This window comes from Dictyobacter sp. Z7_2, from assembly GCF_057551105.1.
The window spans coordinates 3,835,280-3,861,355 of record NZ_BAAJPE010000002.1 but is presented as its reverse complement, the minus strand read 5'-3'; the positions used below and the strand labels follow the sequence as shown (position 1 = coordinate 3,861,355).

Genomic DNA, 26,076 nt, shown 5'->3' with positions numbered 1-26,076 from the left:
TTTAGCAGTTGTGGGTCTTACGATGGAAGCTTTGTATCCTCCTCCACCCGGACCCTATGTTAATACATTCATGGGATTATGTTTCCTATTCGCAGGAATGATTGGAACAGCTACTTTGATTTCAAATCAACGCAGGCGCTAAGCATTTCAGTCTTCGTTGATAGTAAAACCGGTCTTCATGGCTCCCAGAGCCGCAGCGCCGACGACACCTGAGAAATCACCCAATCTGGTACGCAGGATGGGTGTCTTTTTGGACGAGGCGGAGAGGGCAGCGCTGCGAGCGCGATGCACAGCGGTATCAAACAGCAGATCTACGGCTTCGATGACGCCACCGCCCAGGATAATAGCATCTGGATTGTAGAAGTTCATGATTGATGCCAGGCCATAACCAAGGAAGTTGGCAGCATCGATCACGACCTCGGTGACCAGCTCATCTTTTTGTTGGATGGCATTGGCAATAATCCCCGAACGAATGACTGTATCGCCCTCTTTGAGCTGTCCCAGCGAATCGTCAGAGAGGATGGAGGAGCGTCCGTGATGGATCTCTGCCAGGATGGCTTTGGTGATGGCGGTACGCGAGGCGTACGCTTCCAGGCAACCACGCGAGCCACAGCCACAGATACGTCCATCGGCCTGGATCGTCATATGACCGGCCTCGCCAGCGGTGCCGGTCAGTCCAGTATACATCTGGCCATGCTGGACAATACCTGAGCCGATCCCGGTACCGACAAATAGACAGACAAAGTTATCATAATCGCGTCCCGCACCAAATTGGCTTTCACCCATCGCCGCCACTTCGACGTCGTTGCCAACAAAGACCGGCAGGTTAAAGCTCTTATTCAAGATATTCCCCAGGGGCATGTTATGCACGCCAAGATTGGGAGCATCAAGCACGATACCATTTTCACGATCGATCTGGCCAGCGGCGCCGACTCCGATCGCGATTAATTTATCCTCCTCAGAAAGTTTGGCACCTTCAATGGCGTTATTCGCCAGTTCAATGGTACGCTGCGTGACGAAATCCTGTCCACGCTCGGCGCGTGTACGCTTGCGAGCGGAAGCGACGATACTTCCATCGGAGAGATCTACCACCGCGGCCAGCGTCTTTGTGCCGCCCAGATCGATCCCTAATGCATAAGTCTTTGGCTTTGACATATGTTCTCACTTTCTAAAAGGCAGGCTCAATCCAGGTTGAACATCGAGCTCCATCCCGTGACGCTCGCCTAAGTTCAGATGAAAAAAAGCTGCACTCGCAATCATTGCGGCATTATCTGTACAAAAATCAATGGGCGGATAACTCAAGCGAATCGCAAGCGGCTGCAATTCTTGCACCATGCGTTCGCGCAGGCTCAGGTTCGCAGCGACGCCTCCCGCCAGGATGACTTGCTTGACGTTGTATTGCTGGGCCGCCTTACGCGTCTTGACCGCCAGCACATCCACAATGGATTCCTGAAAGCTTGAGGCTAATAAAGCCACATCAAGCTCTCCACCCTGTACAGCCTGCTCGCCCATACGTGTATAACGTGTGTGCTGGCTGGAAGGCTTCCCGTCCTCATAGGTGATCGGTGCTGCAACAGCTCCTTCAGCCAGATGGAGCATCGCAGTCTTGACACCGCTAAAGCTAAAGTCATAGCTACCATGCAGCCAGGCACGCGGCAGGCGATACGCATTCCGTGCCTTCTTGAGTGCTTTACTTTGCTGTGCATAGGGCGCTTCCGCCTGCTGAGCCATCTTCTGAATGGCAGGTCCACCTGGATATCCCAGACCTAACACGCGTGACACCTTATCCAGCGCCTCACCGGCGGCATCATCGCGTGTGCGCCCCAGCAGTTCATAATCACCATGATCGCGCACCAGCACGATCTCGCTGTGCGCCCCCGATATGACCAGACAGATCAAGGGAAAGAGAGGATCTCCCTCCTGATCGAGCGCGGCAACAGACTCAGCTGGTGCCGCTCCCGAGCGTAACCAGTTGGCATACATATGCGCTTCCAGATGATTGACGCCTAGAAAAGGCAGGTCACGCGCCAGCGCCAGCGTTTTTCCCACAGTGAGACCAACGAGCAATGATCCAGCCAGACCAGGTCCATAGGTTGCCGCGATCGCGTCGATATCGTCCCAGGAGCACGAAGCCTGCTCCAGAGCGGTCTCAACCACCGGGATGATCGCTGATAATTGATGCCGTGAGGCAACTTCTGGTACGACACCTCCATAACGATTATGGATCTCAATCTGGGACGCAACAACGTTGGAACGTAGATAACGACCATCCTGGACAAGGGCAGCACCAGTCTCATCGCAGGAACTTTCAATTCCAAGTACAAGCATAGCAGTCTATTTCCTGGCGAAAAACGTCGTTGCGGGCAGAGGATATGCAAGCAGAGATCACGATTGCTCCTCAAGTCTCTGTAACAACGTCGCTTTTAATGCTAAAAATTTTTGTTTATAACTGGCAGAGTTGATCTCATCGGTCCACATAATTAAAGCATCTTCTTGATTATCACTATAATAGCGATGACGCACGCCTGCTTCACGGAAACCATATTTACGATATAAATTCTGGGCCGTATAGTTCGAAACACGAACCTCCAATGTCACCCACTTTGCTCCGATATTATAGGAAATGTCAATCAAACTGACGAGCAAAAATTCACCCAATTTTTGGCCACGATAATCTGGATGCATGGCAATGGTCGTAATATGCGACTCATCAACCATTAACCAGAGGCCTGCAAAACCGATAATTGACGCGAGATCTGGCGATGGGACGATGGCAGCTGGACGACTCGGCAAGAGTGAGAGCGGGAAGGGACGGTTTTTACGTAGCTTCTCCGGCTCGGACGGCACTGCTGCCTGCTCTTCAAGAACATGCTTGTCGCGTAAAACGATGTAGTGCGCCCAGCGATTATCCTGTAGCTCTTTGCGATAGGCGCTCGGAGGCCACGTCGATGGATAGGCGAGACGCTCAATCTCGATCACGCGAGGCACGTCCGACATCGTCATTCTATCAATGACGTAACGCACCCTATTCCCTTTCTGTCGTATATGGCCCATTGGTCGTTGCGAGTCGCTCGCCAAACAATGGTTGCTTGCGAGTGCTCTTCGTAATGGACGGACGTCGTAAATAAAGAGGCTCTAAGAGCAGAGGATCATCCGTTTGCCCGGCCTGTAGACGCTGCATCGCTAGCGGAATCAGGAAAGATGCATGCCGCGTCGATGACAGAGCACCGCGCAGCAGGTACTGCTCCTCTGATCCTTGCTGTATAGCTTGCCAGGAGACCGTCTTGATCTCCCCACAAAAAAGCACCTGCGCTTGAGCTTGCGCTCTGGCGAGTAGATGCTTCTGGAGGGTCTCGACTAACTGCTCTGGCGCGCAGAGCATATAATCACCCAGCAACTCAAGGCGATACGTCACCTCACCACTACTCAGGCGGCACGCAGTCGAGAAATAACAGGCCGCGTAGAGCTCTGAACGTCCAGCCTCAAGGACAGCACAGATAAATCCCTGCCACTGCTGCTGTACCCCGATAAGATCCAGTGTAGGAATGCCAAGCAGAGGCTTCTGCAAGCCGAAGGCCAGAGCCTTGGCCGTCGAGAGCGCTACGCGCACACCATTAAAAGATCCAGGGCCAGTCGCCACAGCGATAGCATCAAGCTGTGACAACGAGAGTTGTCGTTCTACGATACTGCGTTGAATACGCTCAAGCAGGTCGACACTATGATTGTTCTCAGCATACCAGGTATATTCACTCAACAACTCGTCTTCCGAACATAAAGCTACGCTGGCGTAACGAGTTGAGGTGTCAAGTGCGAGTAATAACATGTATGTTCTTCTGAAACTGTTGGAGCAGTTCACAATAGCGCGAACCTGATGCTACAAACAACAGTCGACGCTTCTTTTCATCCACAGAGCTCAGGTGAACGTACAAGCGATCATCAGGCCAGAGCTCATCAGCATTGCCAGCCCACTCAACCACGCACACACCTGAACCATAAAAATACTCTTCGAAACCCAGATCCACGATCTCATCGGGATCATCTAATCGATAGAGATCGAAGTGATACAGAGCCAGCTTCGTCGCCCCCGCAGGATCAGCATCCGCTCCCTGAGGGGCAGTCGACGATCCCATGTACTCTTTCAAGAGCGTAAAAGTCGGGCTATTGACCACCTCAGAGATATGCATCCCCTTTGCCAGGCCCTGAGTAAAAGTCGTCTTGCCAGCGCCAAGCTGACCATCCAACAAAATCAGGTCCCCCCTCCGGAGCAACGCACCCAAAGCAGCCCCAAGGCGCTGCGTCTGCGTAGGACGCTGACTGATCACCTCAAGAGAACACGTCTTGTCCTGAGTTGACTGACCACCGGCATCGCTCCACTCACGCACAGGAACCCTCCTACATCGTCTGCTAGCACCGCCTCAACGGCCATAAAAATACCTATCCCCAGCAAAAAGGGAACAGCGTACTCATTATAGCATACGCAAACCTGCGTAGCACGGGAGTTTTACGCTCCCGTGAAGTCGCAGGCTACAGATGTGCTTTATGCCCGTTTTATGAGCAGGTCACATCACCTTGGAGCCGCAACTGCGGCAGTAGAGGGAGTTGGAGCGCAGGGTGCTACCACAATGTGGGCAATTTTGCGGGTATGCAGCGGAGGTTCCAGACGACTGTTGAGCACCAAAGCCATTGTTCGGCGGTGGCGGCGGTGGTGGTGTAGCCGACGAGGGCGGCGGTGTGTTTGACGAGGGCGGAGCGTAGTTAACGGTCGGCTCGGGAGCAAATTGATCTACGGAATATCCTTCGCTCTTGATCTCTTGCATCTGCTGTTCACGACTGCGCAGATCGTGGTCCAATTCGAAGATGGCGGCACAGATGCGCGAGAGTTGAGTGTCGGTCAGTGAGCCCTGCTGATAAAGGTTCATCGCTATTTGACCAAGCTCATCCATGAGATGCTGGCGCTGCTCTACAAGCTTATCGATCTCGGTCTGCTTATTACGCACACGTAACTGTTTCTGGGCCTCCCAACCGGTCCGGCTGACTGCCGAGTTGACAAAATTTTTGGCTGATGATAGGAAATCACTCATTCTTTTCCCCTTTTATATCTCTTTTGCAATCGTATATTATATGCAATGGGTATTTCTACCTCATTCGCTAAATGCATGTTGGTAGATGCGTATCTCTTCAAGCACTCCAACAGTGCTGAGCTGGACCGCTACCACATCTACACGCCAGGATAGCTCAATGGTCGTTTGTTGTATAGATAGATAGTATGCAGCTACTTGTAATATTTTACGTTGTTTCCGTCTATCTACAGCCTCCTCGGGCAAGCCATGCGCTGTACCACGCCGCGTTTTGACCTCGACAAACACAAGCTCGCGTTGATGCTCGGCAATTAAATCGATCTCTCCATAATGACAACGAAAATTGCGCTCAAGGATACAATAACCTGCTCGCACTAATTGCTCGGCAGCCAGACGCTCACCAGTCCGTCCTAAGCCCTGACGACTTCCTCCTGGATGCGCATCTCCAGAATCCTGCTTCACCCTTCCCACACAAATCCCCTCTGTAAGCATGTACGTGACATAAGCCACTATGTTGTACGGTTAACAACGTACCATTTATCAGCCGCGGTTATCTCCCAGATATTGCGCAGAGCAGAGTAACAAACATATATTTTAGCACATAATATTAGGAGGTCAGCAGAAAGAGGTCGAGCGAAGCAAAGACCTTGTAGAGTTGTGTCCGGGAACAACGTTGTAATACACAGCAAAAGTTGTCAGATCCGAGGAATTTCAGCTACCACTCTAGCTATTTCTCCTAGAGGATGGACATTATGTGAGTTACACGGTTATTCTTCCATATATAAAGGGAAGAATGTAACTTCTTTAATAGACATAGTGAGCTACAATTTTACAATATTTAGAGTACCTTTTTTTAATCAAAACGTGATAGTACAGAAGGACCGGGAATCAAATAGTTTATCAATCTTTTTCTCTCAAATAATCTATTTTCATCGCTCGAAGGTAAACCTGAGGAGTAAGCCTATGCGTTGTCCTCGATGCGGATCTATCGTCTCCTTACCACAAGGTACCTGCACTCGCTGTGGATATGTGTACGATTTGACCGCTCTAAAAAAGCAATCACAGCCCCAAGCTATATCATTAACAGGAGTAACCAGCAATACAGGTGCTCCTGGATGGTCTTTGATGCGCGGCGATACGATCCGGAAAGGACGCTATCGCCTGATAGAAGATGTAGTCCTGCCAAAAAACCAGCAAGAGCAAGGAAGTGCCTGGTTCGCGATGGATACACAGTCAACTCGAAATCGTGTTCTGGTACACAAGCTAGATTTTTTAAGTGCGATGCCGGACAAGGCTCCACAATTGATGGATCAAGCGATTAAACGTACGGCCCCTTTAACCAAAGAGCCCGGCCTGCCTCCGATTATTGATGCATTTCAAGAACGGGGTATTTATTATATTGTCCAGAAATATCCAAATGGGAAAAGCCTCTCCACATTGATGCATGAACAAGGTGGTTCGTTGCCGGAACGAGATGTAGCAGAATATGGGCGACAGCTCTGTAGCATTTTAACCACCCTTGCTCAGCAGCAACCACCGCTCATCCACGGCGCGATCAGCACCGATACCATCATTATTTCGGATGAGCGCCGCGTCTCTCTGGTCTATCTCCCACTCTTTACGCCCGCAAAAGCTTTGCCCAGCGACAATATAGGAGCAAGTTATGCCGCACCCGAGCAGGCTCGCGGTGGCGGGACGCAACCTTCCTCCGATCTGTACGCCCTGGCAGCGGTGATGCATCATGCAGTGACAGGCTTCGATCCGCATGAACGTATGGTTTTTTTCTATCCTCCGGCCCGGCGCCTCAATCCAGTGGTCAGCGCAGGCATGGAGTCCATTCTGACACGTCAACTTCGCTTTTCTATCTCGCAACGCTACGCGAGATCGGAAGATATGCAGAAAGACTTAGATGCGCTCCTCCTATCCTATCCCGCAGTTGATGAGATGCCAGCGTCGCCATATCCCACTGCACGCTTGTCGCTTCCAGCCAATCAGGTAACCCGTAACAGTACTCTATTCAGCAAAAACAATATGATCATTATCGGCACTATCAGCGTCATTGTCGCCTGTATGCTTATCTTCCTGATCCCCTATATGTCGAGCCGCTCGGCCGCGCTCAATCAGGCCAATGCGACGGCCACCAGCGTGGCTCAATTCAATCAGGATACAACGGCACTGAATGCCGAGCTGGCATTGGAGTTGCAGAACTATCAGCAGAAAGATATCGGTCTGAGCGATGGGCGGATCGTCTTCGATACATTTACGGGACGTACCGACGTCAGCTTGAAGAAACAGGCAGCGACGGCTATCCAGCAGAAGAATACCAGCGCCGCTGTCAACTTTCTAAATCAGGCGGTCAACGCAGATCCGACAGACGGTGAGGCACAGATCTATAACGAAAACTTGCATCTGCTACAGAGCAATGCATCCACCGTCACGTTGGTGGTAGGCTTGCCGATCGATAATACAGCGCTACATCTAGGAGCAGTACGCGAACAGCTCGAATCTGTCTACCTCGCTCAACACACTGCCAACAGCAAAAATCAGCTCCCTGATGGTCTAAAGCTACGCATCATCATAGCCAGTTCCGGCTCAAATAACGCCAATGTCGCCACGGTAGCCCAGTTCATAGCCAATCGCGTCTCAAAGGATGGCAACCTTGATCATCTCATCGGAGTCATCGGCTGGTATAACAGCAGCCAGACCATCAACGCACGCGATATCATAGCCAGCGTGCATCTGCCGCTGATCGCTCCGACAGCATCAAGCGTGAAGCTGATTGGCTCAAGTCCTTACCTCTTTCGTATCGGACCTCCCGACAATTTCCAGGGACAGGTCCTGGGCAAGCTGGCAATTCAAACCTTCAAAGCCAAAAAAGTGCTGATTCTGCGCGATCCGACCGATGCATATAGCGTCTCGTTGGCAAATGCCTTCGCGACCAGTGCACAAACACTAGGAGGGACCTTATCCAACGACACCTTTACCTCCAACACGACGACGGTCGACCAATATGAGCAAATGATTGTGAACAACGAGATCAACAGTACGACGCCTGCCGATGTCATCTTTCTGGCCGGCTACAATGTGGATGCGGTGCGCCTATCACACGCCATCGGCGAGATAGCCCGCGCCAATCCCACAAATCTGTCCTTGAGCAAGCTCAAAGTCATTGGTGGCGATGCCGTCGACTCGGGGCTGCTGTTGGGACAGGGCAGCAGCGACGATGCGACGCTGGCACTCAACTTTCCACAGGATATGCGCCGTCTGACATTTACGACCTTTGCCGATCTCAAAGAATGGTCGACACTTAATATCCCTCAGATTCAGTGGCCAGCATTTATCAGCGATTGGAAGTCGACCTATCAAGGCTCTCTGGGCACCAATGCACCGGACCCCAGCTACAAAGGATTGATGATCTATGATGCTACAGGGCTTTTTGTCCATACAGCGGCCCTGATACACGGCTCCATCACAGGCGACGGGGTACGCGCCGCGTTGATGACTCTAGGCACGGGAACCATAGCCCCCTATCAAGGAGTCAGTGGAAGCATCCGCTTCGACGCAAATCATAATCCAATCGATAAAGCGCTGGTCTTATTATCCGTCCAGAACGGTAAAAACGGCAACGAAATCGACATCCAGCAAGTGTTGGGTACGTTCCATTGATCAGCAACCTGCTGGCAGATCGCCCCCCCTCGACTCTCTATAGCCGTTCGTGTTAAAATAAGGCCCGAAAGCAATTTATCATAGACCAGCACGGATAGAGCACATATATGTAATGCACATAATTACGTATAGACGCTAACAATAGCAGAAAGAACCGTCTGAATAGAGGAGGGGAGCTAGATCATGTCAGGACATTCAAAGTGGGCACAGATTCGTCGCTCAAAGGGCGTCAATGATTCGCGCCGAGGTCAGTTATTTACTCGACTGGGACGCGAAATTGTGGTCGCGGTGCGCGAGGGCAATAGTGGCGATACCAACATGAATTTCCGCCTACGCATCGCTGTCCAAAGAGCTCGCGATGCCAATATGCCAAAGGATAATATCGATAGCACAATCAAACGTGCACTGGGCGGAAGCGAGGACAACAATCTCGCAGAAATCACATACGAAGGTTATGGCCCAGCAGGTACCGCCATCCTGGTACAGACACTGACAGAGAATCGCAATCGTACCGTCGCAGAGGTACGAAACGCCTTTAACAAGAACGCCGGCAATATGGGTGAGAATGGCTGCGTCGATTGGCTCTTTGAGAACAAAGGCGTGATCGAAGTGGAGTTAGAAGGGCATGATCCAGATGAGCTTTCACTGGAAGCCATCGACCTGGGAGCCGATGACGTCGAGCCCGCGCAACCCGATGACGAGGTCTTGATCGTCTATACCGATCCCTCACATGAAGAGCTTGAGAAGGTTCAGCGAGGATTGGAAGAGCACAAGTATCATGTCCGCCGAGCCGAGAGTACACTGGTGCCTAAAACAAAAATCGAATTGCCCGATGAAAAGTCAGCGCATCAATTGATTCGCTTGATCGATAAGTTGGAAGATCTGGACGATGTACAAAATGTGTACACCAATGCAGATTTCCCTGAGGAATTTGCGGATTCTTACAACTAAGCAGATCCTTAGCACCAACAAGATAGCCTTTGCGGCTTTCCCACCAGACGCTTCTCAAGCAGCGAGAGGCCCGCAGCGACGTCGTGTCGATGCGCTTGAGGGTGATGAAATGCTTGACGTACTGAAATGAAGGAACATGGCAGATGCACAAAGACCTGACGCCGCCTCCGCCTCCCGATGGGCGTATCACGCTCGGGATTGATCCAGGCACAGCAATCGTTGGTTTCGCCGTGGTCATGGCACGGGGAAGTGAACTCAGTCTGCTCGCATGCGACGTGATCACAACCCCGGCTGGCATGCCTCTGGCTCAGCGCTTGCAAATTATTTATGAGGGGCTCAGTAAGCTCATCGTGCTCTATAAACCGCATGAGGCAGCGATGGAAGAGCTGTTCTTTGCGAAAAATGCTCGCACCGCGATGACGGTTGGACACGCACGTGGCGTCGCGATGCTCGCCCTGGCGAACGGTGGTCTCTCCGTTGCCGAGTACACGCCCAAGCAGGTCAAGCAGGCCGTTACCGGATACGGAGGGGCCGATAAGAATCAGGTAGGTGAAATGGTACGTGTCCTGCTCAAGCTGACCGCCATTCCCAAGCCTGATGATGCCGCAGATGCCGCCGCCATCGCTATCTGCCACCTACACACGGCAACCTATGCGGCCAATCTTTTGCGCTATAACCGCTCATAGCTACTAGGAACTCTTGCCTCACAAATGATTGGGCAAAAGATCTTTGTGGCTATGAGTACTATGTCTATCTGTATTCAGACATGGGAGAGGATTTGTTGGGACGATGATTACAAGCATTCATGGAGTTCTTGAGGCAGCCGGCATAGATCACGCGATTGTACGCGTGGGCGGTTTCGGCATACGGGTATTTGCTCCGTCTTCAACGCTCAATCAGCTGGGCGAAGCCGGCAGCGAGGTCTCACTGTCAACACACTTCCATATGCGCGAAGATGGGATCTCTCTCTATGGCTTCGCAACCGAGGTCGATCGCGACGCTTTTGAGCAGTTGATTGGCGTGAGCGGCGTTGGCCCCAAAGTCGCTCTGGCAATCCTTTCAGTCATGGACGCAGCCAGCTTCTATCAGGCCATCGCTAACGAAGATCAACAAAAACTGGGATTGGCCAAAGGCGTCGGCAAACGGCTGGCCGCTCATCTGGTCCTCGAACTGAAAGGCAAGCTACCATCCCTGGCGGCACTCAGCCCCGGCGGCACCATTCCCGCCTCCGTCAAAGCTCAGGCAGAAGCACTAGAGGCGTTGATGGGATTAGGATATTCCAGTGCCGAAGCTCAAGCGGCCCTGGCAAAAATTCCAGCCGGCCAGGAACTCACTCTGGAAGAGCAGGTCACCTTCGCCTTACGCTCCTTTGCACGCCAATAGCAAAGCTATGGCTGATCGGCCAGGAATTTAAGCACGATGTGGTTGAATTCCTCTGGCTTCTCCATACTGACCATATGAGCAACGTCCGGGATGATCACGCGTTGAGCTCCTACGATAGCCGCGGTAAGTTCGTCGACCGTGACAAGCATATCTGGGACATCAGCATCGCCAACGATGAGCAATGTTGGAACATGTACATCCGCAAGGCGCTCTATGGCGGGCGGAATAAGCTCGCTTAGCTCAGCCTCCTCCGGGAAAGGAACAGTAAAGGCGTGCATTTGCATCTGACGTACACGCTCTCTAACCCGCGGCGAAACCTGCTCGGGCGTGCGTTTGGGACCATCAACCCACATACGCAGATTAAGTTCGGTCGCGCTAACCAGATCCCCCAGCTTAAGATATGCATCTTCATCAGCGCCAAATTGCTTGATCTGGTCCGACGCAGGACGCCCACTGACACCAGGAGCCACCAGCGTCAATGAAGCAACCATCTCTGGATATGCCAGCGTAAAATCCAGTGCCACCAGACCACCGTAGGAGTTGCCAAGCATATGAGCTTGCTCAACTCCCAAATGTTTAAATAGAGCAGCCACATCTCCAGTGTTAGAGAAGGCTCCAGCAGGCACCTCGGTCTGCCCATAGCCACGCACATCATAACGAATAACGCGATACTGCTGAGCAAAAACATCAAATTGCTCATCCCACATCCTGCTATCTGCGATCCCTGCATGGATCAAGAGAAGCGGAAAACCAGTACCAGCAACTTCATAGTACAAACGTGCTCCTTCTTCTCCCAAAAAGCCAGTTTCTCGCTGCTTCACTATCATAAAAATCTCCCTTGACCAAAAACATGATCACACAAAAATCCCCACTTGATTTAAGCATCATATCATTTATTTACGCAGATAGAATCATGCCGCATACCAGGGAGGCTGGCAGAAACTGTCTTCGCTTCGCTTGACACTGGTTGCTGCGTTTCCGTTGCTAAAGAGCACCTTCTACCTGCTAGCCCCTTGCATAGACATTATGCCTATGCTATCCTAGCGGAGGATGACGGCTCAATTTAGACGCGCAGCGAGAATGAGGCAAGATATTTTGCAACAAAGTACGGAGTTGTTGGTTGTGACACTGGCCCATGTGCTGCCAGGCAAAGAGAGAGAGGCTCGTGCCCACATACGCTCGATTGCGGAAGCGTTGCAGAGTGCAGTGGGTCTGATTTCGACGCAGATCTATCGCGGTCGTGATAACGGAATTGCTTATCTCTTCCTGACAACCTGGGAGGATGAGGAGAGCTGGCTCAAGGCTCAAGAGCGTCATACGCCTAAAAGCTTGCTGCTCGGGACACAGGATATTCTCAGCGCGATTCCCGAACAATGGCTCATGTACTATATCTGGGGCTGGACCCGGCCAACCAATCCCTCACAGCTAGCAGCCGTGCAGATGATCACAGTAGCACCTCAGATGATCCAGGCGGTCCAGGAGGGATGGATGGGGGGATTGCGCCAGCCAGAGCTTCAGTCGCTGCTCACGTTTGCTTTTCTGGCACGCGGCATCAACGATACGCCGACTGCGACCAGAATCGCTGCCGCTCCCCACGCAGGAGGCTATCGTGAGATCTTTAAGCTTCAAAGTTCGCTACTCGTCAGCTTTTTGAGCTGGGGCAACGAGGTTGAACGCGAAGAGTTTTATGCCGATCCCCATTATCAGAGCATCAAAAGTATGGCAGAGCGCGAGGGTGCCATCCATACGATCGCGCTGGAGCCAATCTAAGGCACGCGCACGAGATTAATCGGCAGACGTTTCGGCGACGGGCCGATCGTAATATTTTTTGAGCTCGGCTTTGAAGAAATCTTGCTGCGTCCACATGGAACTGGTGAAGGTATGATATTCTCCATCACAGATGGGGGCCGCAGCCGCGCATTTGCGATGCGGGTGCAGACGAAACAAAATTGAGCTCCCACGAACTTCTATCCACATGTGACGCAGCGTTGATTGCGTCCCCCAGCGGAAAAGCACAAATGTATCGTAGTCCTCAAAGTGTCCGCGCCCCTTGAGGAGATTTTTGTTGATGCTCTGCATCATTTCGGCCAGTCCGCTTTCGCGGAGGATCTGCTTGGAGTTTTCGCGTATGGCTAAGCGATGAGCTTCACGCTCCTGTACGGCTAAATCGTCTTCCTGCTCAAGAGAAGCTTCTGGATAGTCCTGACTCGTAGACATGACAACCTTCCACGCAATAAATGAATATCTAAAACAGCGTATATATTAGCATAGCATAGCTATTTAAATTTTGCGAGGATATCTTCTTCCGAAAACTGAAACATGTTCCTTCCCCCGTTCCCCACAAGATGAAATGCAGCTGGCGTATGTGAGACCGGTGTAGGCATACTCCATTGCGGAGAGACGTGCGAGACGTTGTTCGAGGATTGCTTGGCCAGACGCTTGGCTTCAGCCGTCAGGGTGCTTACCTCGCCCATGGAATGGGAACATTTAATTTGATCGCTGACAACTCCAATAGAGAGCGAAGCCAGCGGAAATTGAAAGGGACGCCCATGGCGGTCGACACCGATGATCGATCCTCGTTTGACGTCCTCAGGCCGATAAAAAAGCAGGCTCTCTTCTTTAAACTGGGCCAGAATATGGCGACAGAGCATCTTTTCGCGATCAGGAGTGGTCACGATCACAAAATCATCGCCACCCACATGTCCAACAAAATCATCGGCATTGCCATACTCATAGACCACGCGTTGGCAGATATGCCCAACGAGAAGGATCATATCGTTGCCAGCCACAAAACCATAGGCATCGTTGAAGGCTTTAAAATTGTCGAGGTCGAGATACAGGACGCTCCAGGGATCAGAACCGCGCAGTTTGTAGTCGATAGCGCGTTCAAGTTGCAGGCCACCAGGAAGACGAGTCAAAGGAGAGAGGGTGCTTTGCTGCATGCGACATAATTGACGGCGCACGTGAGCGATAAGTTCGTCGGCATTGAAAGGCTTCGTAATGTAGCTATCCACGCCTAACTCGTAGGCGCGTACCTTATCGGCGAGCGATGCATATTCACTGATCATAATAATGGGTATATGCATACATTTAGGATGGTCGCGCAATTGTTGAATAACTTGATAACCATCTATGCCGGGCAACATCACATCAAGAATTGCCAGGCTTGGCATCTCACGCATGGCAAACTGTACAGCATCTTCGCCACTGACAACCCTAACGGCCTGGTATCCCTCATCGCAGAACCGTTTCTGGACCAGTTTTGTGATGACTTCTTCATCTTCGACGACTAAAATGCTGGACATATATGCTCCTACCTCTACATTTCACTATATACACTGTGTACACCTTAGAAGACCCTGCATCAATTTTTTTACCGCTAGCCTGGTGAACATTTGTAAAAAAATAAGTACGAGTCATGTAACTATAGGGTCCACCGCTTGCAGTAGACATCTAGACGTGGTAGATTCAACATCTTGTGCACATTTCCCCGCATCACATAAAGATCCCCAATAAATAAAATGTGTCTTAAAGCCATCAGAGCATAGGTGGCACAATATACGCGGCAGTGCGTATTTGATGAGTAAGACCTCCTCCAAATACAACCCATCCATGACAAAAGGAAGGTCATCAAGCCCGCTAGAAAGCCAGTGTTATACACGATATACCATGAAAAGAGATAAGGATTGGCTGCCTTCCATATGAACACATGTACCATCATGGTTAAAAATAAGTATACATATGTCATAGTTAGTATAACATTCTTCGGCTTGCATGCAAAGGTTTTGTTGAACAAATCAACGCGATTCGTTACAAGTTGCAAAAAAGTCACAGAACTGTGACTTTTGGGTCAGCTCCAAACAAAAACGAGCAGGCAAGGGAGGGGAAAAATACACCCATCAGGATACAGACGATCGACAACTACACATATAAAATCAATTGGTGCTAAAATGAAGCCTGGAAGAGCTTTCTTTCCCAATGTGATAGGGGGCTGGAGTTAAAAAAATACGAATCTGGCGGCTCGCTCGGGAAAGAAAATAAAAATGTTGACGCATGCGTCCGACTGATATACTATTGAGAACAAAGGCAGATTACTAGGGAAGCAGAAGGATCACTGATGACCTTATCAGTACAAACGGGACGACCAATCACGTTCCAAAGCAAAGGGCAACCAGCCCATCTTCTCGAAGGCGTTGTACATACACCCCCTAAAGCAGAACGGGCACCGATCATTATTCTCTGTCACCCTCAGCCAGCGAGCAGCGATATGAATGACACGCTCAATGTGACGCTGGCACGAGCGCTAGCCGAGGCAGGAATGGTAGCGTTCCGCTTTAATTTTCGCGGCGTCGGCCAGAGCAAGGGCCAGCAAACAGATGGCCGTCTGGAGCCACTCGATCTGGCAGGGGCCGTTGAGACCGCTTTGACCTTTCCGGGAGTCGATCCAGGCAAGCTATGCGTGATCGGACATGGATTTGGCGCGTATACCACAATGCTGTATGCTCCATTTGATGCTCGTATCCGCACGATTGTGGCAATCAGCTTACCTCTGTTTCGCGCCAGCAGCGGCTTTCCACGACAGTTCGAGCGCCCAAAATTGTTCGTCACCGGCGAATTTGATGAGATATGTCCACTATTTAAACTTGAACCATTTGTAGAGCAGCAGAGCGGTCCCAAGGGCATCAAAGTGATCATTGGAGCCCGGCATCTGATGCATGGTTATGAAGAACAAGCGACGCAAGCGATCCTGAAATATGTGAAAGCGTGGGCGGCTATGCCCGGAGTCTGAAGTGATAATTCCTTGCATGCAGATAAAGCAGTCTTGCAATCTTTCGTTAGTAACCGGATATGAGATGCGATCAGAAGTGGGAGAAGAGGAATAATGAATCCAGCAAATCCGATGATTGTCCAAAGTGACCGTACCATTTTGCTTGAGGTGGATCATCCATTGCACTCGGAGGCACGAGATGCACTGGCACAGTTCGCAGAGCTCGAAAAATCTCCGGAACATATCCATACCTATCGCCTGACTCCACTCTCGCTCTGGAACGCGGCGGCGGGCGGTATGGATGCGGCTTCGATTGTGGATCTGCTCACGAGCTACAGCAAATATCCCTTGCCCTCAAATATCACTACTGAGATACGCACATATATTCATCGTTATGGACGCGTCAAACTGATACGCGAAGGTGATCTGCTCCTGCTGCATTCCGACGATCCAGCCTTAATCGCCGAAATCGTCGGACACAAAAAGATGCAGCCGTACCTGGAGCAGCAGCTCAATCGCAACACAATCCAGGTTGATCCCTCACGTCGTGGACACGTCAAGCAAGCGTTGATCCATATCGGCTTTCCAGCCGAAGACCTGGCCGGCTATACCGAAGGCTCTCCCCTACCGCTGCAACTGCGCGAGACAACCCTGCACGAGAAAGCATTCGTCCCACGCCAGTATCAGTCAGACGCCGTGGCGGCATTCTATGCCGGAGGCGCTCCCAGCGGAGGCAGTGGGGTCGTTGTGCTTCCGTGTGGCGCAGGAAAGACGATCGTTGGCCTGACTGCGATGGCTGCAATCCAACGTGCCACGCTGATCCTGACACCCAATACGGTTGCCGTACGCCAATGGATACATGAAATCCTGGACAAGACTGATCTCCCTCCCGAGATGATCGGCGAGTATACCGGCGATCGCAAAGAGATCGCGCCGATTACGGTCAGCACCTACCAGATTCTGACGTATCGCCGCAACGAAGAGGGAGTGCCGGAGCACGACGCTCCCCAAAAAATATATCCGCACTTCTCCCTCTTCACGAATTATGATTGGGGACTGATTATCTATGACGAAGTGCATCTACTGCCAGCACCAGTCTTCCGCTTCACGGCTGAGATCCAGGCTCGTCGCCGCTTAGGTCTGACCGCGACGCTGGTACGCGAGGATGGCTGCGAGGCCGATGTCTTTAGCCTGATCGGTCCCAAGAAGTTCGATGTCCCCTGGCGTGAGCTTGAGCATCAGGGCTGGATCGCAACCGCCGAATGCCATGAGATCCGTGTCAATTTCCCAGGCGAGGATGAGCGTCTGACGTATGCAATGGCAGAGACACGTGAGAAATATCGCATCGCCGCCGAAAATCCGGCCAAGTTAGATATAGTGCGTCATCTGATCGAACAGCACAAAAACGATCAGATCTTGATCATCGGGCAGTATCTTGAGCAGATCAAAGTCTTAACCGAAGAGTTAAACGCTCCCGTTATCACCGGCCGCACGCCGACCGCACAGCGTGAAAAACTCTATGAAAAGTTCCGGCAGGGAGAGATCAAGCGTCTGGTCGTGAGTAAAGTCGCAAACTTTGCTATCGATCTGCCCGACGCCAACGTCGCGATCCAGGTCTCGGGCACGTTTGGCTCGCGCCAGGAAGAGGCGCAACGTCTGGGCCGTATCCTGCGACCAAAAGAGGATGGTGGAAAAGCGTACTTCTACTCGGTGGTCACACGCGATACGCGTGATCAGGAGTTTTCCGCCAATCGACAGCTCTTCCTGACGGAACAGGGCTATCGCTATTCGATTGAAGATGCAGAAACGCTGATGGCTCCACAACCATAGAGAGACAGCAAACTCAACTTTATCTAGAGCAGTCATGCAGCGTGGTTCTTGACATCTACCCATGCATGGTGATACTTTGTGAAGCAAGATTGTCATTTATTATTGATTACAAGAGGATGACATGGCAGATAACTATATAGAGGTAACCCCTACTGATTTTGCAGAAAAGGTATTACAGGCTCCAGAGTTAGTTGTGGTCCTTTTTGCAAGCGAGCAAAGTTCTGCATGTAAGATCCAAGAGCCAGAACTCAAAGCGATTAGTCAGGGCTACGATGGCCGCGCGACGTTCGCTCGCCTGGATGTGAGTGGACAAGAAGATTTAACGAAGCAATGGAAAGTCGATGGCATTCCGACGCTGATCTTTTTCAAAGGCGGCAACGAAAAACATCGCATTACTGGCATTGTGATGCGCGAGAAGTTGCGCCGCCAGATCGAGGGTGTCTTGCTCGCGAGCTAAACTCCCTCCATTCCAATTGTCACTATAGAGGAGTTGTATTTTGTTGCATCTTTACCCTATCCGCTTGCACTCATCCCTTCACGAAACCATCTGGGGTGGCCGCCGCCTGGAACGTGATCAGTGGAAAGTCCTCCCTTCCGAGAACGTCCTCATCGGTGAATCCTGGGAGACAGAAGTCAGCAATATCGTGCAAAATGGTGTCTATCAAGGTCAGACGCTCGGTGCAGTAGTCGATGAATTAGGAACGTCTCTCCTGGGAGAGCAGGCCGTCGCCATCTTTGGGCAGCGTTTTCCGCTCCTGGCAAAATTCATTGATGCCAACGCACAACTCTCCGTCCAGGTGCATCCCAACGACCGCTACGCCAACACTTTTGAAGGCGGCAAACTGGGCAAGACAGAGTTCTGGTATATTTTGAGCGCCGATCCCGGCGCCACGATCGTCCATGGCTTTAACACCAATACCACACCAGAGCAGGTCAGAAACGCCATCGAGCAGGTCCAGCTCGAAGATCTGATGCATCCTGAGACCGTACAGCCCGGCGACGTAATCTTTGTGCCAGCAGGCACAGTCCATGCCATCGGTAGCGGCATCCTGCTCTACGAGCTCCAGGAATATTCCGATGTCACCTACCGCATGTACGATTATGGACGCCTCAGCGCAGATGGGAAGCCACGCCAACTCCACGTCGAACGCTCCCTGGAAGTTTCCCACTACACATCCTCGCCCAGGGTCAAGATGCAGCCGGTCCAGGTTGCTCAGACGGAAACCTATGAGGATCGCTGTCTCGTCGCCTGCGACTACTTTTTGACACGCGAGATTCTCTTAAAGTCTGGCACATTTCAGGATACCACACAGGGAAGCTGCATCATCCTGACGTCTCTAGGAGCCGACGTACAGGTCTTCTACGGTGATAAGCTTGCCCAGAGCGAGCACTTTAGCCGCGGCCATACAGTCGTGCTACCAGCGGCGCTAGGAGCGTTTAAAATCGAGGGGAGTGGCACGCTGCTCTATTCATACGTGCCCGCCTCAGATGATAAGATCCGACAGGCCTGGCAAGCACAAAATAATGCGTAACCATTAACCACATCGACGACGCCACTACACTTCAGAGGCCATCACACCGATGTGGCATTGGAGATATGCATCCCAATGGAGTGTGATAGGCCCACTTACGTAGCGGCGCGGCAATTCGCTTGATCGCGACGTAAGTGGGCGTCCACATCGAGATTAAAAGGATATTTCTCCCTAGCTACGGCGCTTTTGGCGTTCTTCGTCGAGGTCGGTGATGGTTCCCTCTACAATGCGCTCTTCGCTGCCTGATCTGCTCCCCATCGGGGGGTTGTAGGTCTGATGCAGAAAGTCTTGCTGCTGTCCACGTTTGACATTCTCCATAAGCTGTGAGACTCCGGTACTGATATTCAGAACAACCACAACGGCCGATAAGACTCCCCAGACGACGAGTCCAATCAGTAAGGTCACAATACCACTCACGACTCCGTTAAAAATGCCTCCGACCAGGCCGTTGGTGATGGCTTCATAGATGACCATCACAATAATGGGCAGCCAGAAAAAATTCATGAGGACTTTTAAAAACCAGTGCAAAAACCACCAGACGGCTTTGACTGGATCTGACGGCATGTTCCAGGCAGGAATCAAGTCGCGCCAATGTTTGTATCTACGCACGATAGACCTTCTTTAGCCAATTGAAATGCATTGGCAACGCAAAAGAGGAAACCATCAAGTAGATGGCTTCCTCTTTTTTGCATTCTGTGTCAGGATGATCAGGTACCAGCAATGTTGATCGTAGTTGCTCCAGCTTTCGTTTTGAGTGATTTTTTCGGAGTAGTATACAGCTGGAACGTGTCAAACTGCATATGGAAGACACCCATTAAATTATACGAGAGGGTTGTAGACAAGGTTGTAAATGTACTTGCTTTCAGTTTGGATGCTGTTGGCGCAGCCTCACCCAGGTTGGCAAGCAGTTGATCACCACTGCGAACAGAATCAACAGTACATTGACGCTGCGCTATCACTGTATCTGTCGCCGAGGCACTGCGCGTAAACGTATAATTATAACTCGTACGATACTTTGCCTGCGCGGAACCTTCAAGCGTCCAACGCGTCGCCAACTGTTTGGTAGCGCCGCTCTGGAAGGGGATAGTTGAGACGAAGTTCAGATCCTCGGTGTAATTATCGCTGTGGGTTGACACATTGGCTAACGGGTTGAGGATATAGTAGCGGAACGGTGGTCCGGCCGGATGCGGCATGGTGCCGGCCGGAGTCGCATGGTCAACCGCGGTCACCAGATCGAGTCGATAACTGTGCGGAGCCATGAGCAAGACGGCTGAACCATACTGTGCTCCAGGAACAACCAGGCAGCTATCATCAACAACGGTTGTCGGTGTCTTCGTCTGACCGGCAAGATAGAAAAACGCGGATTGGGTCGCCAGGTCAGCACTGACGTAGATGTGGTTCAGGTGGCGCTGCTGCGCAAGCTGATCAGCCTGCTGCATCGCATTCTGAAGCGACGCTAAATCATTATAATACTGACCAGCCCAGGCATGATCATCATAGCGCCCAGTCGAGGAATCAAGCACATAGCCAAGCGCGGCCACTCCCTGAGCGATAATCAGGACCACGGAGACGCCGATCAACAGGCCACGCAGGACCACTTTTTCAGCGATGTGCGAGCGGAGCCATGCAAATCCACTGCTAAAGAGGATGCCAATCAGGATAAATGGTCCAGGCATAAGCATAATAAAATAATGCAAATGCAGATTTATATCATGACGCATCAGATAGAGCAAGGGGACAATTTGCCACGATAAGAGAATACATAATCCACTACGCTCAGGTGACGCTCGCAAATCCTGCCACCAGCGATAGAGGCTACTCCCCGCCGCATGCATAAAGCTCTTTCCCTGGACACGGCTATGCGACCAGAACGCATTTTTCAACGCGAGCAGCACACCGGCAATCAGCAGCACGGTCATGATCGGTTCCAGTAAGGATAAGATTGGCTGATAGCGATACAGGATCGAAAGCGGATTGGTAATCGGAGCCGCAAAAGAACCAAGAAACTGCAAATAAAAAAACAAGTCCTGCGTATCGACGATACTATGCCCGTTTGAGGTTCCCAGAAGAATGTGGACATCTTGAAAGTTCGTACGCACCAGCCACAAGATATAGGGAGCATAGATGACAAGAATACCCACAACGCTCAAAAGGATATCATACCAGCGCATACTTTTTCGTGGCGCCAGCACGATGGCGACGAGCAGCGAAGCAGTCAGTACAATGCTTGAGGCGTGAAACTGCACCAGTAAAGCGATCAGAATCACTGATGGAAAAAGCCAGTTCGTTCGCCGTGCCACCACTCCGCGAAAGAGAAACCAGATCAGCAGGGGGACAAAAAACAAGAGCATATTCTGGTTCCACATGAAGCGCGAATAGAAGATTGGCACCGAGGCAACCGCATAGAATAAGGCGGCGATAGTAGCAGCCAGCCGGCCATAGTATTTACGCGTAAAGAGATATGTTAAGAGGACAGAGGCGATCGCCAGCAGCGCAATCAGCACAGATCCCCAGACAGGATTGGAACTGAGCGCGGCAGGGATCATCAAGGCATAAATAATAGCGGGCGGATTAAATATATGGATGGATGCAACGTTGCTCGTGGCAACGAGATGGCCATGACTGACAGCATTATAAGCCATCATAAAAATATCGGCCTGATCCCCATCGAACTCGGTGGTCCCGATACGAAACAGGCGCAAGAATGCTGCAATCAACAAAATAATATATACCTCCCAGGATGTAAGTAACATCCAGAGAGGTAAACGTGCTGAAGCAGAGGGATTATCTTTATCGGTTGTGGCAGAAGTATCCTTCTGCGTTTCCACACTCATGAATTCAAAACACTCCTGACAGCTTCAATAGTGGCTTTCACAGATGCCCCGCTGATAACCTGGGGGATGCCTGTTTTGCTATCTTTGAGCAGATTGCCAGTCAATACGCCAACAACTTGCTCATCACGCTTGATGACGCCGCTCGCAACCAGCTTACGCACGCCAGCCAGGGTCGCAGCGGAGGCCGGCTCGCATCCAATGCCGGAGCGATCAATGACAGCTTTCGCCGCCAATATCTCCTCATCGGTAACCTGCTCCACCACGCCATCACAGTCCTCGATGACGCGACGCGCTCGCGTATAGCTGACAGGATTCCCAATACGAATCGCGGTCGCGACAGTATCGGCCACAACGGTTTCACGCTGGGCAAAGCCCTGCTTGAAGCTCTTATAAAATGGATTGGCCCCCGCTGCCTGGATCGAGGCAATGCGCGGGATATGACTGATCAATGACAGATTGTACGCCTGTCGGAACGCTTTACCGATGGCTGAGGTGTTTCCCAGGTTGCCCGCTGGCAGAACGAGCCAGTCAGGAGCTTGCCAATCTAATTGCTGCAAGATCTCAAATCCGATCGCCTTCTGCCCTTCAACACGAAATGGGTTGAGCGAGTTGAGCAAATAGATTCCCATCTCGTTACAAACCTGCTCCACCAGACGCATCGCATCGTCGAAATCGCCCTCAATCTGCACCGTCTTCGCACCGTAGGCCAGGGATTGCGCCAGCTTTCCAGCGGCGACATTTCCAGCTGGCAAGAAGACGATGCCTTGCATGCCTGCCTGCGCAGCATAGGATGCCAGCGAGGCCGAGGTGTTTCCGGTTGAGGCACAGGCAACAGCTTTTGATCCCAGCATATTCGCCATCGTCACGCCGACGGTCATACCGCGATCCTTAAAGCTGCCGGTGGGATTCTCACCCTCATGCTTCAGAAAGAAGCGTTCCAGACCTGCGTAGGCACCAATCTGCCGATGTCCGGCACGGCTCCCACTACAGTTCTCGATACCTACCGGGTACAGGCTGGTATTACCTTCCGGGCGCGTGACGACAAAGCGTTCCGGCGCGGGCAGGATTAACTCACGATAGCGCCAGACACCGCTCCCATCAAGCAACATTGCATCTGAGCTAATCGACCAGATGGGGGGATTCGATGCTCGCTCGTCAAATACTTGTCTCCAGGCCGAGCCAGCGGAAGGAGTGCCGCCATCCAGATCTGAATCCAGACCATAAAGCATCGAATCGGCCTCATGGTTTGTCTTTGTCCTGGCAGACGCCGTCGGGAGCTGAAAATCCATCTCCACATCCAGGACACCGCCGCAGTCACAGCGATAGCGCGGAGGCGCTCCCACGACCAGCGCGGGATAGATGGTTGCACATTCCACGCAACGCAACGAGGTTGAGGCTAAAGCCTCAACCACATCAGGAGCAGGGGATGTCGATGATCGATAACGATTATTGTCGGCTCCCAGGTCAGACTGGGGACTAGTAGAATTGATTGCCATAACGCGCACTGACTTCCTTTCGTATGCGACTACGAGACGTCTTCACAATGCGTGCCCCATTCTGATCTGCACGTAAGATCCTGCCCGTTCCACTCAGACCCGCATCGGTAGCCGCCCTCTGCATCGCATGCTGCACATCGTGAAAACGTGAACTGGCAAACGCGATCAGAGATGAACCACCTCCCGAAAGGCAAGCCCCATGTGCTCCCGCCTCTATCGCTGCACGGATGATGTCAGGCATGGCGGGGAAAAGCACTTCACGATATGGCTGATGCAGTCGATCGCGCATAGCATCGCCAATCAACTCATAGCGCCCGGTTTGGAGCGCGGTCAATAACAGCGCCACACCACCAGTATTGAAGGTCACATCCGCTTTCGAATAACTTGCGGGCAACAACTTGCGTCCCGCCACAGTATCCATCGGGAAAGAGGGGGTAAAGATGACGGCCTTGAGATCATCAGGGAACTTCGTCCTGATGGCCTGAAACTCGCCATCACGGCTGGTAGTAGCCACAAGCCCTCCCAACAGAGCGGGAGCGACGTTGTCTGGATGGTTGCCTGCTTCTGCCTCAACGGCTAATCCCAGTAACTTTTCTTTGGGAACAGCCAAACCTTGAGGGCGTACCCATTCGTTCGCTGCCATCAGACCACCAACGACCGCTGTCGCACTACTTCCCAGGCCACAGCCATGTGGGATGTTGATCAACATGCGGATACGTACCGCTGGAACGGGCAATTGCAAACGCCGAAAGAGCAGTGCAAATGACTGAAAGAACATGTTATCTGGTCCAGTGGATAAGCCTTCGCCTAAGGCACCAATCACCTCAATCGTTGGATGATCGGGATCACTTCCCCATTCCTCAACCTCAAAGCGATTGTGGAGTTGTAACGCCAATCCCAGGCTGTCAAAGCCCGGACCAAGATTAGCGGAAGTTGCGGGAGTTAAGACTGTAACGGTAACAGGTAATACCAGTGCCATCTCCGGCTACCTGCCTTTCTGATGATGATGAATGCATTGTTCATCCTTTCTTTGATCAATCTATTCTATCATGGTATGCAATGCCAACGCTATTCCGGGTACCAAAGTAAGGTTGCAGCGTATCCAGAAGGGCATTGGTTTTCCCCAAAGAGATCAAGCTCACCGACGTAGCGGCGCGGCTCCGCCGTGCTGTCACGTCCCGCGCGACCACGTTGCCCATAGCGTTCCATTGCGAAACGCTCCCAGGCCGAATCAGACGAGTCACAGACAGCACGGCGGAGCCGCGCCGCTACGTCGGTGAGCGTTGATGCCATGAGGGAAAGGGATTTCTCCCTATCTTCACAGTATTTACGCAAGATCCGACGCGACGCTACTATATGGCGGCGGGCGTGTCTTTTCCGCTTTCGATAATGTACGAGAGATCAGCGTCGGTGATGGACTTCTTCTGATCGGCCAGGGCGATAAAGCGTTGATACGCAGACTGCAATTCTTGCGAGTCTAGATGGTGTCCAAGTTTGCGCAGGCGAGCGTCCAGGCCGTGACGGCCGGAATGCTTGCCCAGCACGATATTGGTCTCGGCCCATCCGACGGACTGCGGTGTCATGATCTCGTAGGTCAGGGCGTTTTTCAGCACTCCGTCCTGATGAATACCGGATTCGTGCGCAAATGCATTGATGCCTACGATCGCTTTGTTGGGCTGGACGACCATGCCTGTCAGTTTGCTGACAAGCAGGCTGGTGGCCAGAAGCTGTGCGGCGTTGATCCGCGTATCACAATGATTAAATGCATCTGGACGCGTCCGTAAGGCCATCACCACTTCTTCCAAAGCGGTATTGCCTCCACGCTCTCCCAGGCCATTGACGGTCACTTCTACCTGACGCGCTCCACCCTGGATGGCTGCTAACGTATTCGCGGTGGCCATCCCCAGATCATCGTGACAATGAGCACTCAGTGTGACGTTTTCTATCCCCGGTACGCGCTCGCGCATGCTGCGAAACAAGGCTTGATACTCATGCGGTAACGTGTAGCCAACGGTGTCAGGCAGATTGACGGTGGTCGCTCCAGATTTGATGGCGACCTCCAGCACGCGACAGAGGTAATCTTGATCGCTACGGGTTGCATCTTCGGCCGAGAACTCAACGGTGGGACAGAGGTTGCGAGCATAGGCAACCATCGATCGGACGCGTTGCAGCACTTCTTCTCGGCTCAAGTTGAGTTTGTGCTGAAGATGAATATCGGAGGTGGCAAGGACTACGTGAATAACTGGAAGTTCTGCATCACGAACGGCTTCCCAGACGGCGTCAATATCACTTTTATGAGCCCTGGCAAGTCCCGCAACGGCGATGCCATGCGTGCGCTGCGCAATCTCTTTGACGGCCGCAAGGTCTCCAGGTGAGGCCGCCGGAAAACCGGCTTCGATGATGTCTACCTGCAAGCGCTCAAGCTGACTGGCAATCTGGAGCTTTTTCTCAATGCTCATGGTAGCACCCGGAGACTGTTCACCATCACGCAACGTTGTATCAAAAATCTTTACTACTTCGGAATCTCCCATTGTCCCG

At 51.9% G+C, this 26,076-nt stretch carries 25 protein-coding genes; 9 read left to right on the top strand and 16 right to left on the bottom strand.

The features are described 5' to 3' along the window. Positions 1–147 precede the first annotated feature (147 nt). The 7 genes from AC27N8_RS29695 to AC27N8_RS29665 form a co-directional block, all read right to left on the bottom strand. Positions 148–1,155 (bottom strand): ROK family protein, encoded by a 1,008-nt coding sequence (locus tag AC27N8_RS29695; protein WP_487072287.1) that lies wholly within the window; start codon positions 1,153–1,155, stop codon positions 148–150. A 6-nt stretch (positions 1,156–1,161) separates the two neighbouring features. After that, positions 1,162–2,328 carry a tRNA (adenosine(37)-N6)-threonylcarbamoyltransferase complex transferase subunit TsaD gene (tsaD, locus tag AC27N8_RS29690; RefSeq protein ID WP_487072285.1) on the bottom strand — a complete coding sequence of 389 codons (1,167 nt, stop codon included), beginning with the start codon at positions 2,326–2,328 and terminating at the stop codon, positions 1,162–1,164. Positions 2,329–2,385: 57 nt separating this feature from the next. Then, complete coding sequence (gene rimI, locus AC27N8_RS29685) at positions 2,386–3,024, bottom strand: ribosomal protein S18-alanine N-acetyltransferase (protein ID WP_487072283.1); 639 nt, start codon at positions 3,022–3,024, stop codon at positions 2,386–2,388. Between the two features lies 1 nt (position 3,025). After that, positions 3,026–3,823, bottom strand: a complete 798-nt coding sequence (tsaB, locus tag AC27N8_RS29680) for a tRNA (adenosine(37)-N6)-threonylcarbamoyltransferase complex dimerization subunit type 1 TsaB (protein ID WP_487072281.1) — start codon at positions 3,821–3,823, stop codon at positions 3,026–3,028. After that, entirely contained in the window at positions 3,804–4,382 is a 579-nt protein-coding gene (gene tsaE / locus AC27N8_RS29675) for a tRNA (adenosine(37)-N6)-threonylcarbamoyltransferase complex ATPase subunit type 1 TsaE (RefSeq protein ID WP_487072279.1), read from the bottom strand. Before tsaE ends, tsaB begins: the two co-directional genes overlap by 20 nt. A gap of 177 nt (positions 4,383–4,559) precedes the next feature. Then, on the bottom strand, positions 4,560–5,081 hold the full coding sequence (locus tag AC27N8_RS29670; RefSeq protein ID WP_487072277.1) for a zinc-ribbon domain-containing protein: 522 nt from the start codon (positions 5,079–5,081) through the stop codon (positions 4,560–4,562). 60 nt (positions 5,082–5,141) lie between these two features. Further along, on the bottom strand, positions 5,142–5,549 hold the full coding sequence (locus AC27N8_RS29665; RefSeq protein WP_487072275.1) for a YraN family protein: 408 nt from the start codon (positions 5,547–5,549) through the stop codon (positions 5,142–5,144). Positions 5,550–6,041: 492 nt separating this feature from the next. On the opposite strand from AC27N8_RS29665, the gene AC27N8_RS29660 reads away from it, so the two are divergent. From AC27N8_RS29660 to ruvA, 4 genes are all read left to right on the top strand, one after another. Next, positions 6,042–8,744, top strand: coding sequence for a protein kinase (locus AC27N8_RS29660; protein ID WP_487072273.1), 2,703 nt, complete (start codon positions 6,042–6,044; stop codon positions 8,742–8,744). 183 nt (positions 8,745–8,927) lie between these two features. Beyond that, positions 8,928–9,695, top strand: a complete 768-nt coding sequence (locus tag AC27N8_RS29655) for a YebC/PmpR family DNA-binding transcriptional regulator (RefSeq protein WP_487072271.1) — start codon at positions 8,928–8,930, stop codon at positions 9,693–9,695. A 143-nt stretch (positions 9,696–9,838) separates the two neighbouring features. Beyond that, the gene (gene ruvC / locus AC27N8_RS29650; protein WP_487072269.1) at positions 9,839–10,381 is read left to right on the top strand and encodes a crossover junction endodeoxyribonuclease RuvC; all 543 of its coding nucleotides are present in this window, start codon (positions 9,839–9,841) and stop codon (positions 10,379–10,381) included. Between the two features lie 103 nt (positions 10,382–10,484). Then, positions 10,485–11,078 carry a Holliday junction branch migration protein RuvA gene (gene ruvA / locus AC27N8_RS29645; RefSeq protein ID WP_487072267.1) on the top strand — a complete coding sequence of 198 codons (594 nt, stop codon included), beginning with the start codon at positions 10,485–10,487 and terminating at the stop codon, positions 11,076–11,078. A 5-nt stretch (positions 11,079–11,083) separates the two neighbouring features. Here ruvA and AC27N8_RS29640 read toward each other — a convergent pair whose 3' ends face one another. Then, entirely contained in the window at positions 11,084–11,905 is an 822-nt protein-coding gene (locus tag AC27N8_RS29640) for an alpha/beta fold hydrolase (protein WP_487072265.1), read from the bottom strand. A gap of 268 nt (positions 11,906–12,173) precedes the next feature. Between AC27N8_RS29640 and AC27N8_RS29635 the strand changes: the two genes are divergently transcribed. Beyond that, positions 12,174–12,848 (top strand): antibiotic biosynthesis monooxygenase family protein, encoded by a 675-nt coding sequence (locus AC27N8_RS29635; protein ID WP_487072263.1) that lies wholly within the window; start codon positions 12,174–12,176, stop codon positions 12,846–12,848. Between the two features lie 15 nt (positions 12,849–12,863). Here the strand turns inward: AC27N8_RS29635 and AC27N8_RS29630 are convergent, their stop codons facing one another. Together AC27N8_RS29630 and AC27N8_RS29625 are read right to left on the bottom strand one after the other, a co-directional pair. Continuing rightward, positions 12,864–13,295, bottom strand: coding sequence for a hypothetical protein (locus AC27N8_RS29630; RefSeq protein ID WP_487072261.1), 432 nt, complete (start codon positions 13,293–13,295; stop codon positions 12,864–12,866). 59 nt (positions 13,296–13,354) lie between these two features. Continuing rightward, positions 13,355–14,383, bottom strand: coding sequence for a GGDEF domain-containing response regulator (locus AC27N8_RS29625; protein WP_487072259.1), 1,029 nt, complete (start codon positions 14,381–14,383; stop codon positions 13,355–13,357). 812 nt (positions 14,384–15,195) lie between these two features. Here AC27N8_RS29625 and AC27N8_RS29620 point away from each other — a divergent pair. From AC27N8_RS29620 to AC27N8_RS29605, 4 genes are all read left to right on the top strand, one after another. Continuing rightward, entirely contained in the window at positions 15,196–15,867 is a 672-nt protein-coding gene (locus tag AC27N8_RS29620; RefSeq protein WP_487072257.1) for an alpha/beta hydrolase, read from the top strand. A 93-nt stretch (positions 15,868–15,960) separates the two neighbouring features. Beyond that, positions 15,961–17,676: a DNA repair helicase XPB gene (locus AC27N8_RS29615; RefSeq protein ID WP_487072255.1), complete on the top strand. Its 1,716-nt coding sequence runs from the start codon at positions 15,961–15,963 to the stop codon at positions 17,674–17,676. Between the two features lie 121 nt (positions 17,677–17,797). Then, positions 17,798–18,133 (top strand): thioredoxin family protein, encoded by a 336-nt coding sequence (locus tag AC27N8_RS29610; protein ID WP_487072253.1) that lies wholly within the window; start codon positions 17,798–17,800, stop codon positions 18,131–18,133. 40 nt (positions 18,134–18,173) lie between these two features. After that, positions 18,174–19,208, top strand: a complete 1,035-nt coding sequence (locus AC27N8_RS29605) for a type I phosphomannose isomerase catalytic subunit (RefSeq protein WP_487072251.1) — start codon at positions 18,174–18,176, stop codon at positions 19,206–19,208. A gap of 171 nt (positions 19,209–19,379) precedes the next feature. Here AC27N8_RS29605 and AC27N8_RS29600 read toward each other — a convergent pair whose 3' ends face one another. From AC27N8_RS29600 to AC27N8_RS29575, 6 genes are all read right to left on the bottom strand, one after another. Continuing rightward, positions 19,380–19,817 (bottom strand): hypothetical protein, encoded by a 438-nt coding sequence (locus AC27N8_RS29600; protein ID WP_487072249.1) that lies wholly within the window; start codon positions 19,815–19,817, stop codon positions 19,380–19,382. A gap of 98 nt (positions 19,818–19,915) precedes the next feature. Then, positions 19,916–22,042, bottom strand: coding sequence for an ArnT family glycosyltransferase (locus AC27N8_RS29595; protein ID WP_487072247.1), 2,127 nt, complete (start codon positions 22,040–22,042; stop codon positions 19,916–19,918). Further along, entirely contained in the window at positions 22,039–23,538 is a 1,500-nt protein-coding gene (thrC, locus tag AC27N8_RS29590) for a threonine synthase (protein WP_487072245.1), read from the bottom strand. The genes AC27N8_RS29595 and thrC overlap by 4 nt, the downstream gene beginning before the upstream one ends. Next, a complete protein-coding gene (thrB, locus tag AC27N8_RS29585) occupies positions 23,519–24,517 on the bottom strand; it encodes a homoserine kinase (RefSeq protein ID WP_487072243.1) in 999 nt (332 codons plus the stop codon). The genes thrC and thrB overlap by 20 nt, the downstream gene beginning before the upstream one ends. A gap of 89 nt (positions 24,518–24,606) precedes the next feature. Continuing rightward, positions 24,607–24,831, bottom strand: a complete 225-nt coding sequence (locus AC27N8_RS29580; RefSeq protein ID WP_487072241.1) for a hypothetical protein — start codon at positions 24,829–24,831, stop codon at positions 24,607–24,609. A gap of 59 nt (positions 24,832–24,890) precedes the next feature. Next, a complete protein-coding gene (locus AC27N8_RS29575; protein WP_487072239.1) occupies positions 24,891–26,069 on the bottom strand; it encodes a 2-isopropylmalate synthase in 1,179 nt (392 codons plus the stop codon). Positions 26,070–26,076 lie beyond the last annotated feature (7 nt).